Source organism: Marinobacterium profundum, from assembly GCF_001528745.1.
GTDB classification, from domain to species: domain Bacteria; phylum Pseudomonadota; class Gammaproteobacteria; order Pseudomonadales; family Balneatricaceae; genus Marinobacterium_A; species Marinobacterium_A profundum.
Window position 1 is genome coordinate 76,529 of record NZ_BCNS01000100.1, and the last position, 17,808, is coordinate 94,336.

Genomic DNA, 17,808 nt, shown 5'->3' on the forward strand with positions numbered 1-17,808 from the left:
ATTACCCCAGGATCTCTGCGACTGTCTTGCCACGCTTGGCTGCGATGTCATCCGGTGCGTTCATGCTCTGCAGACCTTTAATGGTCGCGCGAACAACGTTTACCGGATTAGTCGAACCGTAGCACTTGGCCAAGACGTTATGGACACCCGCAAGCTCCAGTACAGAACGCATCGCGCCGCCGGCAATGATGCCGGTACCGTCAGATGCAGGCTGCATGTAGATTCTGGATGCGCCGTGACGAGCGTTGATAGCGTACTGCAAAGTACCGCCATTCAGTTCAACGCTGATCATATTGCGACGAGCCTGTTCCATAGCCTTCTGAATCGCGACTGGCACTTCACGCGCCTTGCCACGACCGAAACCTACGCGGCCATTACCGTCACCAACTACACAAAGTGCAGTAAAACCGAAGATCCGACCGCCTTTAACCACTTTCGCGACGCGGTTGACCTGTACCAGTTTTTCCTGGAGATCGCCGTCTTTCTGTTCGTGATTTGCCATAATCGACCCCCTTAGAATTCCAGGCCGCTTTCACGGGCTGCGTCGGCCAGTGCTTGAACACGACCGTGGTATTTGAACCCGGAACGGTCGAATGCAACCTTGGTGATACCGGCTTCTTTAGCACGTTCAGCGATCAGCGTACCCACTTTCTGGGCCGCTGCAACATTACCTGTTGCGCCTTCACGCAGTACTTTCTCTACAGTCGATGCAGAGGCCAAAACCTTGCCACCGTCTTCAGAGATAACCTGTGCGTAGATATGACGCGGAGTACGGTTGACGCACAGACGTACGGCGCCCAGCTCACGCATTTTCAAACGCGAACGGCGTGAACGACGTATACGAGCTTCTTTCTTAGCGTTCATAACCCTGCCTTACTTTTTCTTCGCTTCTTTACGGCGAACATATTCGTCAGCGTAGCGAACACCCTTGCCTTTATAAGGCTCAGGCGGACGGAAGCCACGCACCTCTGCAGCTACCTGACCGACACGCTGTTTATCAGCACCGCTGATAACAATCGTTGTCTGGTTCGGGCACTCTGCAGTAATACCTTCAGGCAGTTCGTACTCAACAGGATGGGAGAAGCCCAGCGTCAGGTTCAGTGATGTGCCCTTGAGCGCAACACGGTAACCAACACCCTGCAATTCCAGAGTCTTTTTAAAGCCTTCTGCAACACCGAAAACCATGTTGCTCACCAGGGAGCGCGTGGTTCCGGAAAGAGCATTAGCGAGCTTGCTCTTGTCACGGGGGGCGAACAGCAGGGTGTTATCTTCCTGTTTAACTTCAACAGTAGGATGAACATCCAGGCTCAGAAGACCATTCTTGCCTTTGGCGGTGATGGTCAGGCCATCGACCTTCAGATCTACACCTGCAGGTACAACAACGGGTTTTTTAGCAACTCGAGACATTGTTAACCCCTTAGAATACCGTGCAGATCACTTCACCACCGACTCCAGCGGTACGCGCAGCGCGATCCGTCATCACACCATTGCTGGTGGAGACGATTGCGACACCCAGACCACCAGCCACTTTGGGCAGGTCGTTGGAAGCTTTGTAGATACGCAGGCCTGGACGGCTTACGCGCTTGATCTCTTCAATTACCGGCTTTCCTTCGAAATACTTCAGCTCAACGCTGAGGACCGGTTTCACATCACCTTCTACTGCGTAGCTGGCAATGTAACCTTCTTCCTTCAACACTTCTGCAACTGAAACTTTCAGCTTGGAAGACGGCATGGATACGGCCTGTTTCTGCGCCATATGGCCATTGCGGATACGTGTGAACATATCCGCCAGTGTATCTTGCATGCTCATGCGCTTAACTTCCTCTCTTGTGCAGCGTGATGCGGTAGCAGAACGTACTGCGTTCTGCCCTGCCCACCATGCTTACCGTAAAACCAGTGGTGGATTACCAGCTGGCCTTTTTAAGACCCGGCACATCGCCACGCATAGCGGCTTCACGCAATTTGTTACGGCTAAGGCCGAACTTGCGGTAAACACCATGTGGACGACCTGTCAGCTGACAGCGATTGCGCTGACGAACCGGGCTAGCGTCACGCGGCAACTTCTGCAGCGCAACCAGTGCATCCCAACGCTCATCTTCAGAAGAAAACGGGCTGTTGATGATAGTTTTCAGCTCAGCACGCTTAACGGCGTACTTAGCGACAGTCGCGGCACGCTTGTCTTCACGTGCTTTCATCGATTGTTTAGCCATGATATCCCCCTATCACTTCTTGAACGGGAAGTTCAGGGCAGCCAGCAGGGCACGACCCTCTTCATTGGTCTGAGCAGTGGTGGTGATGGTGATATCCATCCCACGCAGCTTATCCACCTTATCGTAATCGATTTCGGGGAATATGATCTGCTCTTTGACACCCATGCTGTAGTTGCCGCGACCGTCGAACGATTTCGGGTTCAAACCACGGAAATCGCGTACACGCGGAATGGAAATGTCGACCAGACGATCGAGGAATTCCCACATTTGCTGACCACGCAGAGTGACCTTGCAACCAATCGGCCAGCCTTCACGTACCTTGAACGCTGCAATAGACTTGCGCGCCAGGGTAACGACAGGCTTCTGACCGGCGATAGCCGTCATGTCGGCAACAGCGTATTCGAGCTGTTTTTTATCGCCCAGAGCTTCACCAACACCCATGTTCAGGGTGATTTTGGTAACGCGAGGGACAGCCATAATGTTCGGCGCATTCAGCTCTTCTTTGAGCTGCTGGCGAACGGTATCTTTGTAAAGCGCTTTCAGTCTAGACATTACAACAACCCCCTTATCCGCCAATGACTTCGCCGGTGGACTTGAAGATACGCACCTTGGCGCCGTCCTCAAGCAATTTGAAGCCGACACGGTCGCCCTTGCCAGACTGCGGATTGAAGATCGCTACGTTGGAAACAGCCATGGAGGCTTCTTTCTCAACGATGCCACCGGCCTGACCCTGCATAGGGTTCGGCTTGGTGTGCTTCTTCACCATGTTGATGCCTGCAACGATCACACGATCGTTCGCCAGCACACGCAGCACAGTGCCACGCTTGCCCTTGTCTTTACCTGCGATGACGATGATTTCATCGTCGCGACGAATCTTGCGCATGTTATACCTATGTCGTTTCCTGCAACCCTCTCATGCTCAAAAACGCCATACCCTCTCGGGAATGGCGTTTTCAAAGTACTCGGTCAAATAGCAACCGGGTCTCAGAGCACTTCAGGCGCCAGGGAAATGATCTTCATGAACTTCTCGGAGCGAAGTTCACGCGTTACTGGGCCGAAGATACGCGTTCCGATCGGAGCGTCGTTCTGGTTCAGCAATACCGCAGAGTTAGTATCAAAGCGGATTACTGAGCCGTCAGGACGACGAACACCCTTACGGGTACGTACTACAACAGCCTTGAGAACCTGACCTTTCTTCACCTTGCCACGCGGAATTGCTTCCTTGACGGTAACTTTAATAATGTCACCGACACCTGCGTAACGACGGTGAGAACCGCCCAGGACCTTAATGCACTGCACTCGCTTGGCGCCGCTGTTATCAGCAACATCAAGCATTGATTCAGTCTGAATCATGGTCTACTCCAGAAATATATGGCCTTTCACCAAGCTGCACATGCTTTTCAGCCGTGCAGCTTGGGCAAATAGGCAAATGGAGCAAAGGCGCAATATATTACACCTTCGCTGCGCGCTCTTCAATACGAACCAGCGACCAAGTTTTGGTCTTAGACAGAGGACGGGTTTCCGCGATGGTTACCCAGTCACCGATCTGACACTCGTTCTTATCGTCATGAGCGTGCAGCTTGGTAGAACGCTTGAGATATTTCCCGTAAATCGGGTGCTTCTCTTTACGCTCAACCAGAACTGTGATGGTTTTGTCCATCTTGTCACTGATAACTTTACCGGTCACAGTGCGAGTACGTTTTTCAGCGCTCATACTTAGTCACCTGCCTTTTCGTTCAGTACAGTCTTAACACGAGCAATGTCGCGACGAACCTGGCTAAGCAGGTGATTCTGTGCCAGCTGACCAGTTGCCTTCTGCATACGCAGATTGAACTGATCCTTCAACAGACCCAGGAGTTCCTGCTGAAGTTCATCTACGGATTTTTCCCGCAGTTCTTTAGCAATCATCACATCACCGTCCGCTTAACAATGGTTGTAGCCAAGGGCAATTTGGCAGCAGCAAGCGCGAAGGCTTCAACTGCCAGAGATTCGGGAACGCCGCTCATTTCGAACAGCACTTTACCCGGCTGAATCTGGGCAACCCAGTATTCAACGTTACCTTTACCCTTACCCATACGAACTTCAAGCGGCTTGTTGGTGATCGGCTTGTCAGGGAAGACACGAATCCAGATCTTACCGCCACGCTTTACGTGACGAGTCATGGTACGACGTGCAGCTTCAATCTGACGAGCAGTGATACGGCCGCGGGCAGTAGCCTTAAGACCAAATTCACCAAAGCTTACTTTACTGCCGCGCAGTGCCAGGCCGCGGTTGCGACCCTTCATCACCTTGCGGTATTTAAGACGTTTCGGTTGCAGCATTGACGTCTACCTCACTTACCTTTCTTCTTCGGCGCATTTTTCTCAGCACGCACCTGTTCGATGCCGCCAAGAATCTCGCCTTTGAAGATCCAGACTTTAATGCCGATCACACCGTATGTGGTGTGCGCTTCGAAGGACGAGTAATCGATGTCCGCACGCAGAGTGTGCAACGGAACACGACCTTCGCGGTACCATTCGGAACGTGCGATCTCAGCACCACCCAGACGGCCGCCCAACTGAATCTTGATGCCCTTGGCACCAATACGCATGGCGTTCTGTACCGAGCGCTTCATAGCGCGACGGAACATTACACGGCGTTCCAGCTGGCCTGCAATGCTCTGGGCTACCAGAGTAGCGTCAAGCTCAGGCTTGCGTACTTCTTCGATGTTGATGTGCACGGGCACACCCATCAGCTCAGAAACAGCGTTACGCAGCTTTTCGACGTCTTCGCCTTTCTTACCAATTACGATGCCTGGACGGGCAGTGTAAATGGTGATTTTTGCATTCTGCGCCGGACGCTCAATTTCAATACGGCTAACAGATGCATTGCTCAACTTCTTCTCAAGGTACTCACGTACCTTCAGATCGTTGAGCAGCTTCCTGGCATACTCGCCCTTGTCTGCATACCAAGTAGAGGTATGATCTTTAACGACGCCAAGGCGAATACCGGTCGGATGTACTTTCTGACCCATTTGAACTCTCCTAGCTCAGCGCTTAGTCTGCAACCTTGACGGTAATGTGACAGGTGCGCTTGATAATACGATCAGCACGACCTTTCGCACGCGGCTTAATACGTTTCATGCTCGGCGCTTCGTCAACGAAGGCCGTGGAAACGCGCAGATCATCAATGTCAGCACCTTCGTTATGCTCCGCATTCGCGATAGCAGACTCAAGTACCTTCTTAATGATCGCCGCACCCTTTTTCGGGCTGAACGCCAGGATGTTCAGAGCTTCGCCCACTCCCTTACCGCGGATCTGGTCTACGACCAAACGAGCTTTTTGGGCGGACAGGCTGGCGCCTTTCAATTTAGCGGCAACTTCCATCACTTATCCCCCATTACTTCTTCTTAGCCTTTTTATCGGCCGCATGTCCACGGTAGGTGCGCGTAGGAACAAACTCACCCAGTTTGTGACCAACCATGTCTTCGGTTACAAAAACCGGTACATGTTGGCGACCATTATGAACCGCAATCGTCATGCCCACGAAATTCGGGAAGATGGTAGAGCGACGTGACCAGGTCTTCAAAGGACGCTTGTCACTGCTCTCGATTGCAGCTTCTACCTTTTTCAGCAGGTGAAGGTCTATAAATGGACCTTTCTTCAGTGAACGTGGCACAGCTGTATCCTCAAGTTAGTTACTTGGCAGAACGACGGCGTATGATCAGCTTATCGGTACGCTTGTTCTTACGGGTCTTATGACCTTTAGTCGGCACACCCCATGGAGTAACAGGGTGACGACCGCCAGATGTACGACCTTCACCACCACCATGCGGGTGATCTACCGGGTTCATCGCAACACCGCGAACGGTAGGACGAACACCACGCCAGCGTTTAGCACCGGCTTTACCGAGCTGACGCAGGCTGTGTTCGCTGTTGCCAACTTCACCCAGAGTCGCACGACATTCGACCAGCACCTTGCGCATTTCGCCAGAGCGAAGACGCACGGTTGCATAAGTCCCTTCACGCGCTACGAGCTGCGCAGAAGCGCCCGCAGAACGTGCCAGCTGTGCACCTTTACCGGGCTTCAGTTCGATGCAGTGGATAGTAGAACCCACTGGGATGTTGCGTATTGGCAGGGTGTTACCGACTTTGATGTCAGCATCCACGCCAGAAAGCACAACCGAACCTTCTTTAATACCCTTGGCCGCAATAATGTAGCGACGCTCACCGTCTGCGTATTTCAGCAGAGCAATGTTCGCGGAACGGTTCGGGTCATATTCCAGACGCTCGACCACTCCAGGAATACCGTCCTTGTTGCGACGGAAGTCGACCAGACGGTAATGAGACTTGTGACCACCACCAATATGACGGGTAGTGATACGTCCGTTGTTGTTACGACCACCGGACTTGCTCTGTTTTTCAACCAGGGGTGCATAAGGCTTGCCTTTGTGCAGATCCTGATTAACAACCTTGACCAGATGACGACGTCCAGCAGAGGTCGGCTTAGTCTTGATAACTGCCATGATTCAACCCCTTTTATTCGCCAGCCAGGAAATCAATTTCGGAACCTTCAGCCAGGCATACATAAGCCTTGCGAACGTCGTTCCGCTTGCCAAGACCACGCGCGGTGCGCTTAGTCTTGCCCTTGATGTTAAGGATGTTGACGCCTTTAACTTTAACGTTAAAGAGTGCTTCAACAGCAGTTTTGACTTCCTGCTTGGTAGCAGTGTCAGCCACACGGAAAACAACCTGCTGAGAACCCTCAGCTACAATCGTTGCTTTCTCGGAAATGTGCGGCCCCATTAGCACCTGATAAATACGAGCCTGGTTCATGCCAGTACCTCCTCGATTTTCTTCAGAGCAGGCACAGTTACCAGAACCTTCTCGAAGCCAACCAGGCTGACAGGGTCGATGCCTGCAGCGTCACGCACGTCAACGTGCGGAACGTTACGAGAAGCCAGATACAGGTTCTGCTCAACGTCTTCAGTGATCAGCAACGCGTTGCCCAGGGACAATTCGTTCAGCTTGGCGATAAACAGCTTGGTTTTCGGAGATTCCAGAGCGAAATCTTCAACTACAACCAAACGGTCCTGACGAACCAGCTCAGAGAAGATGCAACGCAGTGCTGCGCGGTACATTTTCTTGTTTACTTTCTGAGAATGGTCACGTGTTTTGGCAGCGAAAGTTACGCCACCTGTGCGCCACAATGGGCTACGAATGGTACCGGCACGAGCACGGCCTGTACCTTTCTGACGCCACGGTTTAGCACCACCGCCCGATACTTCTGAGCGGGTTTTCTGAGCTTTGGTACCCTGACGACCACCGGCCAGGTACGCCGTAACGACCTGATGAACCAGCGATTCGTTGAATTCTTTACCAAAAGCCAGGTCGGATACTTCAACCGAACCGGCAGTTCCAGCTAGATTCAGATTCATGTCAACCTCCCCTTAGGCGCCAGCCTTGACAGCCGGTTTAACGATTACGTCACCGCCGGGAGCACCCGGCACGGCACCTTTGACCAACAGCAGGTTGCGTTCAGCGTCTACGCGAACGACTTCAAGGGTCTGAATAGTAACGCGTTCAGCACCCATGTGACCTGCCATCTTTTTGCCTTTCCAGACGCGGCCAGGAGTCTGACATTGTCCTATGGAACCCGGAGCTCGGTGAGACAGAGAGTTACCGTGAGTCGCATCCTGCATGCTGAAGTTCCAACGCTTGATCGCGCCCTGGAAGCCCTTGCCTTTGGATTGACCAGTAACATCTACTTTCTGACCTGCTTCGAAGCGCTCAACGGTCAGCGCATCGCCAACGTTGATTTCTTCGTCATTCGACAGGCGGAACTCCCACAAACCGCGGCCGGCTTCAACGCCAGCTTTAGCAAAGTGACCAGCTTCCGGCTTGCTCAGCCGGCTAGCTTTACAGCCACCAGTGGTGATCTGCACAGCAGTGTAACCATCAGCTTCGATGGTTTTCACCTGAGTCACGCGGTTCGGCTCGACCTCGATGACGGTGACTGGCACGGACACGCCATCTTCAGTGAAGACACGGGTCATGCCCGCTTTACGTCCGATTAGACCTACAGTCATGTTTTTAACCTCTTGCCAGTTGTGTACGGGGCTGTTACCCACTACGGCTACCCTTTACAGGGCATTCCACAAACAGCGCTTCATGAATATAAATTAGAATGCGCAGTGCTGAATTAGCCGAGGCTGATCTGCACTTCAACGCCCGCAGCCAGATCCAGTTTCATCAGCGCGTCAACTGTTTTCTCAGTTGGCTCAACGATGTCCAGAACTCGCTTGTGAGTACGGATTTCATACTGATCGCGCGCGTCTTTGTTGACGTGCGGAGAAACCAGGATGGTAAAACGCTCTTTGCGGGTGGGAAGTGGGATCGGACCACGCACCTGAGCACCAGTCCGCTTTGCAGTCTCTACGATCTCCAAAGCGGAAGAGTCGATCAGGCGATGATCAAACGCCTTCAGACGAATTCGAATTTTCTGATTCTGCATTTTGATCACACTTAATCAAAGTTTTTGAACGGCCGAAGCCGGCATACCCTTCTAGGAAGGGACGCAAATTCTACTCAGGGGCGCTACCAGCGTCAAGTGAATGCGGTTATTAATTAAACAGCAACAATTGAACCTCGCCCGGAACAGAACACACTTCACCATACTTGACCACAAGCGGGCATCCTGGCCCGACACACTCATGCCCATCCCGAGCATAAAAAAAGACCCTCCGAAGAGGGCCTTTTCGTCACCTCAGATCAGCGAACTGATCTTAGGCGATGATTTTAGCTACAACACCAGCACCAACGGTACGGCCGCCTTCGCGAATCGCGAAACGCAGGCCTTCTTCCATGGCGATCGGGTTGATCAGGGTAACGGACATCTGCACGTTGTCACCCGGCATTACCATCTCAACACCTTCCGGCAGTTCACAAGCACCGGTGATGTCTGTGGTACGGAAGTAGAACTGTGGACGGTAGCCTTTGAAGAACGGAGTGTGACGTCCGCCTTCTTCTTTGCTCAGTACGTAGACTTCGCCCTCGAACTGAGTGTGCGGCTTGATAGAACCCGGCTTGCACAGAACCTGACCACGCTCAACGTCGTCACGCTTGGTGCCACGCAGCAGCGCGCCAACGTTCTCGCCTGCACGACCTTCGTCCAGCAGCTTGCGGAACATTTCAACACCAGTACAGGTGGTAACCTGAGTATCGCGAACACCAACGATCTCGATCTGGTCGCCAACTTTCAGGATGCCACGCTCTACACGACCGGTTACAACAGTACCGCGACCGGAGATGGAGAAGACATCTTCCACTGGCATCAGGAACGGCAGGTCAACTGCGCGCTCAGGCTGCGGGATGTAGTTGTCCAGCGCATCAACCAGCTTCAGGACTGCAGACGTACCCAGTTCGTTGTCGTCCTGACCGTTAAGAGCCATCAGAGCGGAACCAGCGATGATCGGAGTGTCGTCGCCTGGGAAGTCGTAGGTATCGAGCAGCTCGCGCAGCTCCATTTCTACCAGCTCCAGCATTTCAGCGTATTCTTCAGACTCAACGCCGCCGCAATCTTCAGCCAGCAGGTCAGCCTTGTTCAGGAAGACAACGATGAAAGGTACACCCACCTGACGCGACAGCAGGATGTGCTCGCGAGTCTGCGGCATAGGGCCGTCAGTTGCGCCACATACCAGGATAGCGCCGTCCATCTGAGCTGCACCGGTGATCATGTTCTTGACGTAGTCAGCGTGACCCGGGCAGTCGACGTGCGCGTAATGACGTCCTGGAGATTCGTACTCAACGTGCGAAGTTGCGATAGTAATACCGCGCTCACGCTCTTCAGGAGCATTGTCGATACCGTCGAAGGCAACGGCAGAGCCGCCCCAAGTCTCAGAACAAACGCGCGTCAGAGCCGCTGTCAGAGTGGTTTTACCGTGGTCGACGTGACCGATGGTGCCGACGTTTACGTGCGGCTTGTTACGTTCAAATGCTTTCTTACCCATCACGAATACCTCTTGATCAATTAGGCGTAATTATTTCTGGTTGATAACTGCTTCTGCAATGTTTGCAGGCGCTTCAGCGTAGTCATCAAACTCCATGGAGTAGGTCGCACGACCCTGGGTTGCCGAGCGCAGATCGGTTGCATAACCGAACATTTCGCCCAACGGCACCTGAGCGCGAATAACCTTGCCACCGGCGGTGTCATCCATACCCTGAACGAGACCACGACGACGATTAAGGTCACCCATCACGTCACCCATGTAGTCTTCCGGAGTCACGACTTCGACTTTCATCATCGGCTCGAGCAGACAAGGGCTCGCTTCCTGAGCGTATTTTTTCAACGCCTGAGAAGCTGCGATTTTAAACGCCATCTCGTTGGAGTCAACCTCGTGGAAGGAACCGTCGTACAGACGTGCTTTCAGGCCAATCAGCGGGTAGCCCGCGATTACGCCGTTCTTCATCTGTTCTTCGATACCCTTCTGGATCGCCGGAATGTATTCCTTCGGAATAGATCCACCTACGACTTCGTTGATGAACTCCAGACCTTCCTGTTCGGATGGGCTGAATTCTACAACAACGTGGCCGTACTGACCGCGACCACCGGACTGACGGGCAAACTTGTGGTTTGCTTCGACGGTCTTGCGGATTTTCTCGCGGTAGGCAACCTGCGGCTTGCCGATGTTCGCTTCAACCTTGAACTCGCGACGCATACGGTCAACGAGGATGTCCAGGTGAAGCTCACCCATGCCAGAAATAATTGTCTGGCCGGATTCCTGATCGGTTTCAACGCGGAAAGAGGGATCTTCCTGAGCCAGCTTGCCCAGCGCGATACCCATTTTTTCCTGGTCAGCCTTGGATTTCGGCTCAACAGCAACAGAGATTACCGGCTCCGGGAACTCCATGCGCTCCAGAACGATACGATCGTCCAGGCTGCACAGGGTGTCACCAGTAGTAACGTCCTTCATGCCGATCAGTGCGGCGATGTCGCCTGCGCACACTTCCTTGATCTCTTCACGCTGGTTGGCGTGCATCTGTACCATACGACCGATACGTTCTTTCTTCGACTTGACAGAGTTAATCACGCTGTCGCCGGACTTCAGAACGCCGGAGTAGACACGAACGAAGGTCAGAGTACCAACGAAGGGGTCAGTTGCGATTTTGAACGCCAGTGCGGAGAAAGGAGCGCTATCATCAGCAGCACGAACAGCCGGGGTAGAGTCCTTGTCATCCAGAGTACCTTCAATCGCCTTAACTTCGATCGGCGATGGCAGGTATTCGATCACGGAGTCCAGCATGAACTGAACACCCTTGTTCTTGAACGCGGAGCCGGCCATGATCGGCACGATTTCGTTGTTCAGGGTACGGGCACGCAAACCAGCCTTGATTTCTTCGATGGTCAGCTCAGTACCTTCAAGGTACTTGTCCATCAGTTCGTCAGTAGCTTCAGCTGCAGCTTCAACCATCTGCTCGCGCATCTCTTCAGCACGCGCCTGCAGGCTGGCCGGAATTTCTTCCAGATCGTAGGTCATGCCCTGATCAGCTTCGTTCCACATGATGGCTTTCATGCGAATCAGGTCAACAACACCCTTGAATTCGTCTTCAGCACCGATTGGCAGATTGATCGCCACAGGAACAGCACCCAGACGTTTCTTCATCTGGTCGACAACCATGTAGAAGTCAGCGCCGGCACGGTCCATCTTGTTGACGAACACCATGCGCGGGACTTCATACTTGTTGGCCTGACGCCATACAGTCTCGGTCTGCGGCTGTACACCAGAAGAGGCGCACAACACAACCACGGCACCGTCGAGTACACGCAGTGAACGCTCAACTTCGATCGTGAAGTCAACGTGTCCCGGTGTGTCGATGATGTTTACGCGGTGCGGTTCAAACTGCTGGTTCATACCGGCCCAGAAACAGGTGGTAGCAGCGGAGGTGATAGTAATACCACGCTCCTGTTCCTGCTCCATCCAGTCCATGGTGGCAGCACCGTCGTGTACTTCACCGATCTTGTGAGACAGACCTGTGTAGAAAAGTACACGTTCGGTAGTGGTGGTCTTACCGGCGTCTACGTGTGCACAGATACCGATGTTACGGTAGCGTGCTATAGGAGTTTTACGAGCCACGACTCTATCCTCAGTTTAGAAACGATAGTGAGCAAAAGCCTTGTTGGCTTCGGCCATACGATGCACGTCTTCACGTTTCTTAACAGCGGCGCCACGACCTTCAGCAGCATCAGCCAATTCACCCGCCAGGCGCAGGGCCATGGATTTCTCGCCACGCTTGCGCGAGAACTCTACCAGCCAGCGCATGGCCAGAGCGTTACGACGCGACGGACGGACTTCAACAGGAACCTGGTAAGTAGCACCACCAACACGACGGGACTTAACTTCGACCATCGGCTGTACGGTTTCCAGTGCTTTCTCAAAGATTTCCAGCGGGTCAGCTTTGGTACGTTCCTGGATTTTATCAAGCGCACCGTAGACGATCTTCTCGGCGACAGATTTCTTGCCGCTGACCATCAGGTGGTTGATGAATTTAGCCAGAGTTTTGTTGCCGAATTTAGGATCCGGCAGGATTTCGCGCTTTGCAGCGACGCGTCTTCTAGGCATTGATAAGCCCTCAATTTATAAAAAGGTCTTCAGGTTAACTCAGGATATGCCGCCTATGCGGGTTCGCCTGACCTTACTCTTACCGTGTCCGGTCTAGCCCGATAGCCATTTGCGCTACAAAGCCTCGCCGTAATGACGACGATTAAGATTTAGGACGCTTGGTTCCGTACTTCGAACGACCCTGTCTACGGTCGTTGACGCCGGAGCAGTCCAGAGCACCACGTACAGTGTGGTAACGCACACCTGGCAAGTCTTTTACACGGCCGCCGCGAATCAGTACGACAGAGTGTTCCTGCAGGTTGTGGCCTTCACCACCGATGTAGGACGTCACTTCAAAACCGTTAGTCAGACGCACACGGCAAACTTTGCGCAGCGCTGAGTTAGGTTTCTTCGGTGTAGTGGTGTATACACGAGTACATACGCCACGACGCTGAGGACAAGCCTGCAGAGCAGGAACGTCGCTTTTTTCAACAGCGCGTTTGCGTGGCGAACGCACCAGCTGGTTAATAGTTGCCATTAAGCAAACTCCACGTTTTCACGTATTAATGGATAAACACCAAAAAGCCGGAGCCATATGTCCGTGCAAAATGCGTAGCGCACTCCGCTCGACAGCTGGTCCCAGCACAAGGGGGCCGGAATTTTAATCAATTCCGACCCCTATAGTCAATTACTGACCAATAATTACTCAGAATCCGATAGCGAAGCGTTCAATGCTTCGGTCAGTGCCTGTTGCACTTCTTCCGCACTCACGGTCGCTGTGCCGGGTTGAGCCTGGGCAGCACGCTTCTTGCGCTTGCGCTCGCTGTGATACGCCAGACCTGTACCGGCCGGAATCAATCGGCCAACAACAACGTTTTCTTTCAGACCACGCAGGTAGTCTTTCTTGCCTGTTACCGCACCTTCGGTCAGTACGCGGGTAGTCTCCTGGAAGGAGGCCGCGGAGATGAAGGATTCGGTTGCCAGTGATGCCTTGGTGATACCCAGCAGCACTCGCTCGAACTTCGCCGGAATCTTGCCTGCAGCTTCCAGCGCGGCGTTTTCTTCTGCCACTGCGCTGAACTCGACCTGCTCACCCGGAATAAAGGTGGAGTCACCGGATGTAGCGATTTCGACCTTGCGCAGCATCTGGCGAACAATAACCTCGATGTGCTTGTCGTTGATCAGTACGCCCTGCAGACGGTAAACGTCCTGGATCTCGGCCACGATGTACTTGGCCAGTTCACCAACGCCCAGAATGCGCAGAATGTCATGCGGGTTCGACGGACCATCGGAGATGACCTCACCCGTTTCAACCTGCTCACCTTCGAAGACGTTCAGGTTACGCCACTTCTGCATCATGATTTCGAACGGATCGCCATTAGGCGGCGTCAGCAGTATGCGACGCTTGCCCTTGGTTTCCTTGCCGAAGGTCATGACACCGGAGATTTCCGCGAGAATCGCAGATTCCTTCGGCTTGCGCGCCTCGAACAGGTCGGCAACGCGCGGCAGACCACCGGTGATGTCCTTGTTGACACTGCCTTCCTGCGGAATACGTGCCAGTACATCACCAACAGCCACTTCAGCGCCGTCAGCCAAACCAAGAATCGCCTTGGGTGGCAGCAGGTACTGAACCGGAGAATCCGTACCCGGGTGCATCATGTCGCTGCCGTCGGCATTGATCAGCTTGATCATTGGACGAATGTCCTTGCCGGCCTGCGGGCGGTCCTTGGCTTCCAGTACGTCTATGGAAGACAGACCCGTCAGCTCGTCCTGCTGGCGCTTGACGGTAACACCGTCGTCCATGCCGTGGAACTGCAGACGACCCGCGCCTTCAGTGATGATCGGATGCGTATGGGGATCCCAGTTAGCGACGATGTCGCCAGGATTCACTATGGCACCTTCCTTCACCTTGATTACGGCACCGTACGGCAGCTTGTAGCGCTCGCGCTCACGGCCATGCTCGTCGGTCACACCCAGCTCACCGGAACGCGATGTCGCGACCAGCTTGCCATCCAGACGTTCAACGAACTTCAGGTTGTGCAGGCGGACTTCACCGCCGTTCTTCACCTGGATGCTGTCGACAGCCGCTGCTCGCGATGCCGCACCACCGATGTGGAAGGTACGCATGGTCAGCTGGGTACCCGGCTCACCGATGGACTGGGCTGCGATAACACCAATGGCTTCACCGCGGTTAACCAGATGTCCGCGACCCAGGTCACGACCGTAACAAGCCGAACAGATGCCGTGGGTTTCGTTACAGGTGATGGCAGAACGCACCACGATCTCATCGATCGAGGAATAACGCTCGTCATTTTCCAGACGGTGTACCCAGGCTTCATCGATCAGAGTACCGGCATCGATCAGCACATCCTTGCCGGTCGGATCCAGGATATCGTTGGCAACGACACGACCCAGCACGCGGTCACCCAGACGCACGACTACATCGCCGCCTTCGATCAGCGGCGTCAGCAGCAGGCCGTTTTCGGTGCCGCAGTCTTCGTTGGTGATAACCAGATCCTGCGCCACGTCTACCAGACGACGCGTCAGGTAACCGGAGTTCGCCGTTTTCAGTGCCGTATCTGCCAGACCCTTACGCGCGCCGTGGGTCGAGATGAAGTACTGCAGTACGTTCAGACCTTCACGGAAGTTTGCAGTGATCGGCGTTTCGATGATGGAGCCATCCGGCTTGGCCATCAGACCACGCATACCCGCCAGCTGACGGATCTGAGCGGCGCTGCCTCGAGCACCGGAGTCGGCCATCATGTAGACAGAGTTGAAGGATTCCTGAATCAGGTCCTTGCCTTCCTTGTCCTTGACGATCTCACCGTCGGCATCCAGTACCGGCTCGGTGCGCAGGTTATCCATCATCCGCTTGGCCAGTACTTCGTTGGCTCGGGACCAGATGTCGATAACCTTGTTGTACTTCTCGCCCTGGGTTACCAGGCCGTCGGAGAACTGACGCTCGATTTCTTTAACTTCGTTCTCGGCATCGTCGATAATCCGACCTTTTTCATCCGGTATAACGAAGTCATTCACACCTATAGAGGAACCGGACACAGTTGCCTGACGGAAACCGGTGTACATCAGCTGGTCGGCAAAGATAACGGTGTCTTTCAGACCACAGCGACGGTACGCCTCGTTCAGCAGACGCGAGATCGCCTTCTTCTTCATCGACTGGTTAACCAGCGAGAACGGCAGGCCCTTGGGCACTATAGCGAACAGCAAGGCACGACCAACAGTGGTCTCCTTGATCTCGGTACGCTCTTCAACGTTGCCTTCGATGTCGTTTATAACTTCGTGGATACGCACCTTTACACGAGCCTGCAGGTCAACCTGCTTGGCACCGTGGGCACGGGCCACTTCTTCGATGTCCGCGAAGGCCATGCCTTCACCCAGAGCGTTAACGCGCTCACGGGTCATCCAGTACAGACCCAGTACCACGTCCTGGGACGGTACTATGATCGGCTCGCCGTTGGCGGGCGACAGGATGTTGTTGGTGGACATCATAAGCGCGCGTGCTTCCAGCTGCGCTTCGATTGTCAGCGGTACGTGTACCGCCATCTGGTCACCGTCAAAGTCGGCGTTGTAGGCAGCACAAACCAGCGGATGCAGCTGGATGGCCTTGCCTTCAATCAGAACCGGCTCAAACGCCTGGATACCCAGACGGTGAAGTGTCGGTGCACGGTTCAGCAGTACCGGATGTTCGCGGATAACTTCGTCCAGGATATCCCAGACCAGCGGCTCTTCGCGCTCGACCATCTTCTTGGCAGCCTTGATGGTGGTGGCATAGCCACGCAGCTCAAGCTTGGAGAAGATAAACGGCTTGAACAGCTCCAGCGCCATTTTCTTCGGCAGACCGCACTGGTGCAGACGCAGGTACGGACCTACCACGATAACGGAACGACCGGAGTAGTCGACACGCTTACCCAGAAGGTTCTGACGGAAACGACCCTGCTTACCCTTGATCATGTCGGCCAGGGATTTCAGCGGGCGCTTGTTGGAGCCGGTGATGGCACGACCGCGACGGCCGTTATCCAGCAGTGCATCGACCGCTTCCTGCAGCATGCGCTTTTCGTTGCGCACTATGATATCAGGCGCATTGAGGTCCAGCAGACGCTTCAGGCGGTTGTTACGGTTGATAACACGACGGTACAGATCGTTAAGATCCGAGGTCGCAAAACGGCCGCCATCCAGCGGTACCAGCGGACGCAGGTCCGGCGGCAGCACAGGCAGCACGCTCATGATCATCCAGGCCGGGTTGTTGCCCGACTTGTAGAAGGATTCCATCAGCTTGAGGCGCTTGGAAAGCTTCTTGATCTTGGTTTCCGAATTGGTCGCCGGGATCTCTTCGCGCAGCTGCTGAATGGTTTCTTCCAGGTTAATGGACAGCAGCAGTTCCTGTACGGCTTCGGCACCCATGCGGGCATCGAAGTCGTCACCGAACTCTTCCAGCGCTTCGAAATACTGCTCATCGTTCATCAGCTGGCCACGCTCAAGCGTGGTCATGCCCGGATCGATAACAACGAAGGATTCGAAGTACAGCACGCGCTCGATATCGCGCAGCGTCATGTCCATCATCAGGCCGATACGGGACGGCAGGGATTTCAGGAACCAGATGTGAGCAACCGGGCTCGCCAGTTCGATATGACCCATGCGATCACGACGAACCTTGGCCAGGGTGACTTCAACGCCACACTTCTCACAGATAACACCGCGGTGCTTCATGCGCTTGTACTTGCCGCACAGGCACTCGTAGTCTTTTACCGGGCCAAAGATCTTGGCGCAGAAAAGACCTTCGCGCTCAGGCTTGAAGGTACGGTAGTTGATGGTTTCCGGCTTTTTAACTTCACCGAATGACCAAGAGCGGATCATTTCCGGTGAAGCCAGGGAGATCTTGATCGAGTCAAACTCGTCAGACTGTCCCTGGGACTTCAGCAGATTCAGCAAATCTTTCATGTTCGGTGGCCCCTCGCGGAGTAGTGGGCAGACGCGCGCAGCGCCCGCCACGTGATTGTGTTAATC

The 17,808-nt window shown here is 54.0% G+C and carries 24 protein-coding genes; all 24 read right to left on the reverse strand.

The window, feature by feature from the left end; all coding sequences use genetic code 11:
* Position 1 precedes the first annotated feature (1 nt).
* The 24 genes from rpsE to rpoC all read right to left on the reverse strand — a co-directional run bounded on the left by rpsE (position 2) and on the right by rpoC (position 17,742).
* Entirely contained in the window at positions 2-502 is a 501-nt protein-coding gene (rpsE, locus tag MPRO_RS09080; protein WP_067290705.1) for a 30S ribosomal protein S5, read from the reverse strand.
* An 11-nt stretch (positions 503-513) separates the two neighbouring features.
* On the reverse strand, positions 514-864 hold the full coding sequence (rplR, locus tag MPRO_RS09085) for a 50S ribosomal protein L18 (RefSeq protein WP_067290709.1): 351 nt from the start codon (positions 862-864) through the stop codon (positions 514-516).
* Positions 865-873: 9 nt separating this feature from the next.
* Positions 874-1,407, reverse strand: a complete 534-nt coding sequence (gene rplF, locus MPRO_RS09090) for a 50S ribosomal protein L6 (RefSeq protein ID WP_067290711.1) — start codon at positions 1,405-1,407, stop codon at positions 874-876.
* A 10-nt stretch (positions 1,408-1,417) separates the two neighbouring features.
* The gene (gene rpsH / locus MPRO_RS09095; RefSeq protein WP_067290717.1) at positions 1,418-1,810 is read right to left on the reverse strand and encodes a 30S ribosomal protein S8; all 393 of its coding nucleotides are present in this window, start codon (positions 1,808-1,810) and stop codon (positions 1,418-1,420) included.
* Positions 1,811-1,904: 94 nt separating this feature from the next.
* Positions 1,905-2,210 (reverse strand): 30S ribosomal protein S14, encoded by a 306-nt coding sequence (rpsN, locus tag MPRO_RS09100; protein WP_067290719.1) that lies wholly within the window; start codon positions 2,208-2,210, stop codon positions 1,905-1,907.
* A 12-nt stretch (positions 2,211-2,222) separates the two neighbouring features.
* Positions 2,223-2,762, reverse strand: coding sequence for a 50S ribosomal protein L5 (gene rplE / locus MPRO_RS09105; protein ID WP_067290721.1), 540 nt, complete (start codon positions 2,760-2,762; stop codon positions 2,223-2,225).
* 13 nt (positions 2,763-2,775) lie between these two features.
* Entirely contained in the window at positions 2,776-3,093 is a 318-nt protein-coding gene (gene rplX / locus MPRO_RS09110; RefSeq protein ID WP_067290724.1) for a 50S ribosomal protein L24, read from the reverse strand.
* A 101-nt stretch (positions 3,094-3,194) separates the two neighbouring features.
* Positions 3,195-3,563 (reverse strand): 50S ribosomal protein L14, encoded by a 369-nt coding sequence (gene rplN, locus MPRO_RS09115; protein ID WP_067290726.1) that lies wholly within the window; start codon positions 3,561-3,563, stop codon positions 3,195-3,197.
* 97 nt (positions 3,564-3,660) lie between these two features.
* Positions 3,661-3,924, reverse strand: a complete 264-nt coding sequence (gene rpsQ / locus MPRO_RS09120) for a 30S ribosomal protein S17 (protein ID WP_020682703.1) — start codon at positions 3,922-3,924, stop codon at positions 3,661-3,663.
* Between the two features lie 2 nt (positions 3,925-3,926).
* The gene (gene rpmC, locus MPRO_RS09125) at positions 3,927-4,118 is read right to left on the reverse strand and encodes a 50S ribosomal protein L29 (RefSeq protein ID WP_020682704.1); all 192 of its coding nucleotides are present in this window, start codon (positions 4,116-4,118) and stop codon (positions 3,927-3,929) included.
* Positions 4,118-4,531, reverse strand: coding sequence for a 50S ribosomal protein L16 (rplP, locus tag MPRO_RS09130; RefSeq protein WP_067290727.1), 414 nt, complete (start codon positions 4,529-4,531; stop codon positions 4,118-4,120). Before rplP ends, rpmC begins: the two co-directional genes overlap by 1 nt.
* Before the next feature lie 11 nt (positions 4,532-4,542).
* The gene (rpsC, locus tag MPRO_RS09135; RefSeq protein ID WP_067290728.1) at positions 4,543-5,223 is read right to left on the reverse strand and encodes a 30S ribosomal protein S3; all 681 of its coding nucleotides are present in this window, start codon (positions 5,221-5,223) and stop codon (positions 4,543-4,545) included.
* Between the two features lie 22 nt (positions 5,224-5,245).
* Positions 5,246-5,578 carry a 50S ribosomal protein L22 gene (gene rplV, locus MPRO_RS09140; RefSeq protein WP_439646781.1) on the reverse strand — a complete coding sequence of 111 codons (333 nt, stop codon included), beginning with the start codon at positions 5,576-5,578 and terminating at the stop codon, positions 5,246-5,248.
* Between the two features lie 10 nt (positions 5,579-5,588).
* A complete protein-coding gene (rpsS, locus tag MPRO_RS09145) occupies positions 5,589-5,867 on the reverse strand; it encodes a 30S ribosomal protein S19 (protein WP_067290731.1) in 279 nt (92 codons plus the stop codon).
* 19 nt (positions 5,868-5,886) lie between these two features.
* Positions 5,887-6,714 (reverse strand): 50S ribosomal protein L2, encoded by an 828-nt coding sequence (rplB, locus tag MPRO_RS09150; RefSeq protein WP_067290733.1) that lies wholly within the window; start codon positions 6,712-6,714, stop codon positions 5,887-5,889.
* A gap of 13 nt (positions 6,715-6,727) precedes the next feature.
* Positions 6,728-7,024 carry a 50S ribosomal protein L23 gene (gene rplW, locus MPRO_RS09155; RefSeq protein ID WP_020682710.1) on the reverse strand — a complete coding sequence of 99 codons (297 nt, stop codon included), beginning with the start codon at positions 7,022-7,024 and terminating at the stop codon, positions 6,728-6,730.
* The gene (gene rplD / locus MPRO_RS09160; RefSeq protein ID WP_067290735.1) at positions 7,021-7,626 is read right to left on the reverse strand and encodes a 50S ribosomal protein L4; all 606 of its coding nucleotides are present in this window, start codon (positions 7,624-7,626) and stop codon (positions 7,021-7,023) included. Before rplD ends, rplW begins: the two co-directional genes overlap by 4 nt.
* A gap of 12 nt (positions 7,627-7,638) precedes the next feature.
* A complete protein-coding gene (rplC, locus tag MPRO_RS09165; RefSeq protein WP_067290737.1) occupies positions 7,639-8,277 on the reverse strand; it encodes a 50S ribosomal protein L3 in 639 nt (212 codons plus the stop codon).
* 113 nt (positions 8,278-8,390) lie between these two features.
* A complete protein-coding gene (rpsJ, locus tag MPRO_RS09170) occupies positions 8,391-8,702 on the reverse strand; it encodes a 30S ribosomal protein S10 (protein WP_067290898.1) in 312 nt (103 codons plus the stop codon).
* A gap of 271 nt (positions 8,703-8,973) precedes the next feature.
* A complete protein-coding gene (gene tuf, locus MPRO_RS09175; protein WP_067290741.1) occupies positions 8,974-10,197 on the reverse strand; it encodes an elongation factor Tu in 1,224 nt (407 codons plus the stop codon).
* Positions 10,198-10,227: 30 nt separating this feature from the next.
* Positions 10,228-12,321 carry an elongation factor G gene (fusA, locus tag MPRO_RS09180; protein ID WP_067290743.1) on the reverse strand — a complete coding sequence of 698 codons (2,094 nt, stop codon included), beginning with the start codon at positions 12,319-12,321 and terminating at the stop codon, positions 10,228-10,230.
* Positions 12,322-12,336: 15 nt separating this feature from the next.
* The gene (gene rpsG, locus MPRO_RS09185; protein WP_067290746.1) at positions 12,337-12,807 is read right to left on the reverse strand and encodes a 30S ribosomal protein S7; all 471 of its coding nucleotides are present in this window, start codon (positions 12,805-12,807) and stop codon (positions 12,337-12,339) included.
* 142 nt (positions 12,808-12,949) lie between these two features.
* Positions 12,950-13,324, reverse strand: a complete 375-nt coding sequence (gene rpsL / locus MPRO_RS09190) for a 30S ribosomal protein S12 (RefSeq protein ID WP_067290748.1) — start codon at positions 13,322-13,324, stop codon at positions 12,950-12,952.
* A gap of 164 nt (positions 13,325-13,488) precedes the next feature.
* On the reverse strand, positions 13,489-17,742 hold the full coding sequence (gene rpoC, locus MPRO_RS09195; protein ID WP_067290759.1) for a DNA-directed RNA polymerase subunit beta': 4,254 nt from the start codon (positions 17,740-17,742) through the stop codon (positions 13,489-13,491).
* Between the last annotated feature and the right edge of the window lie 66 nt (positions 17,743-17,808).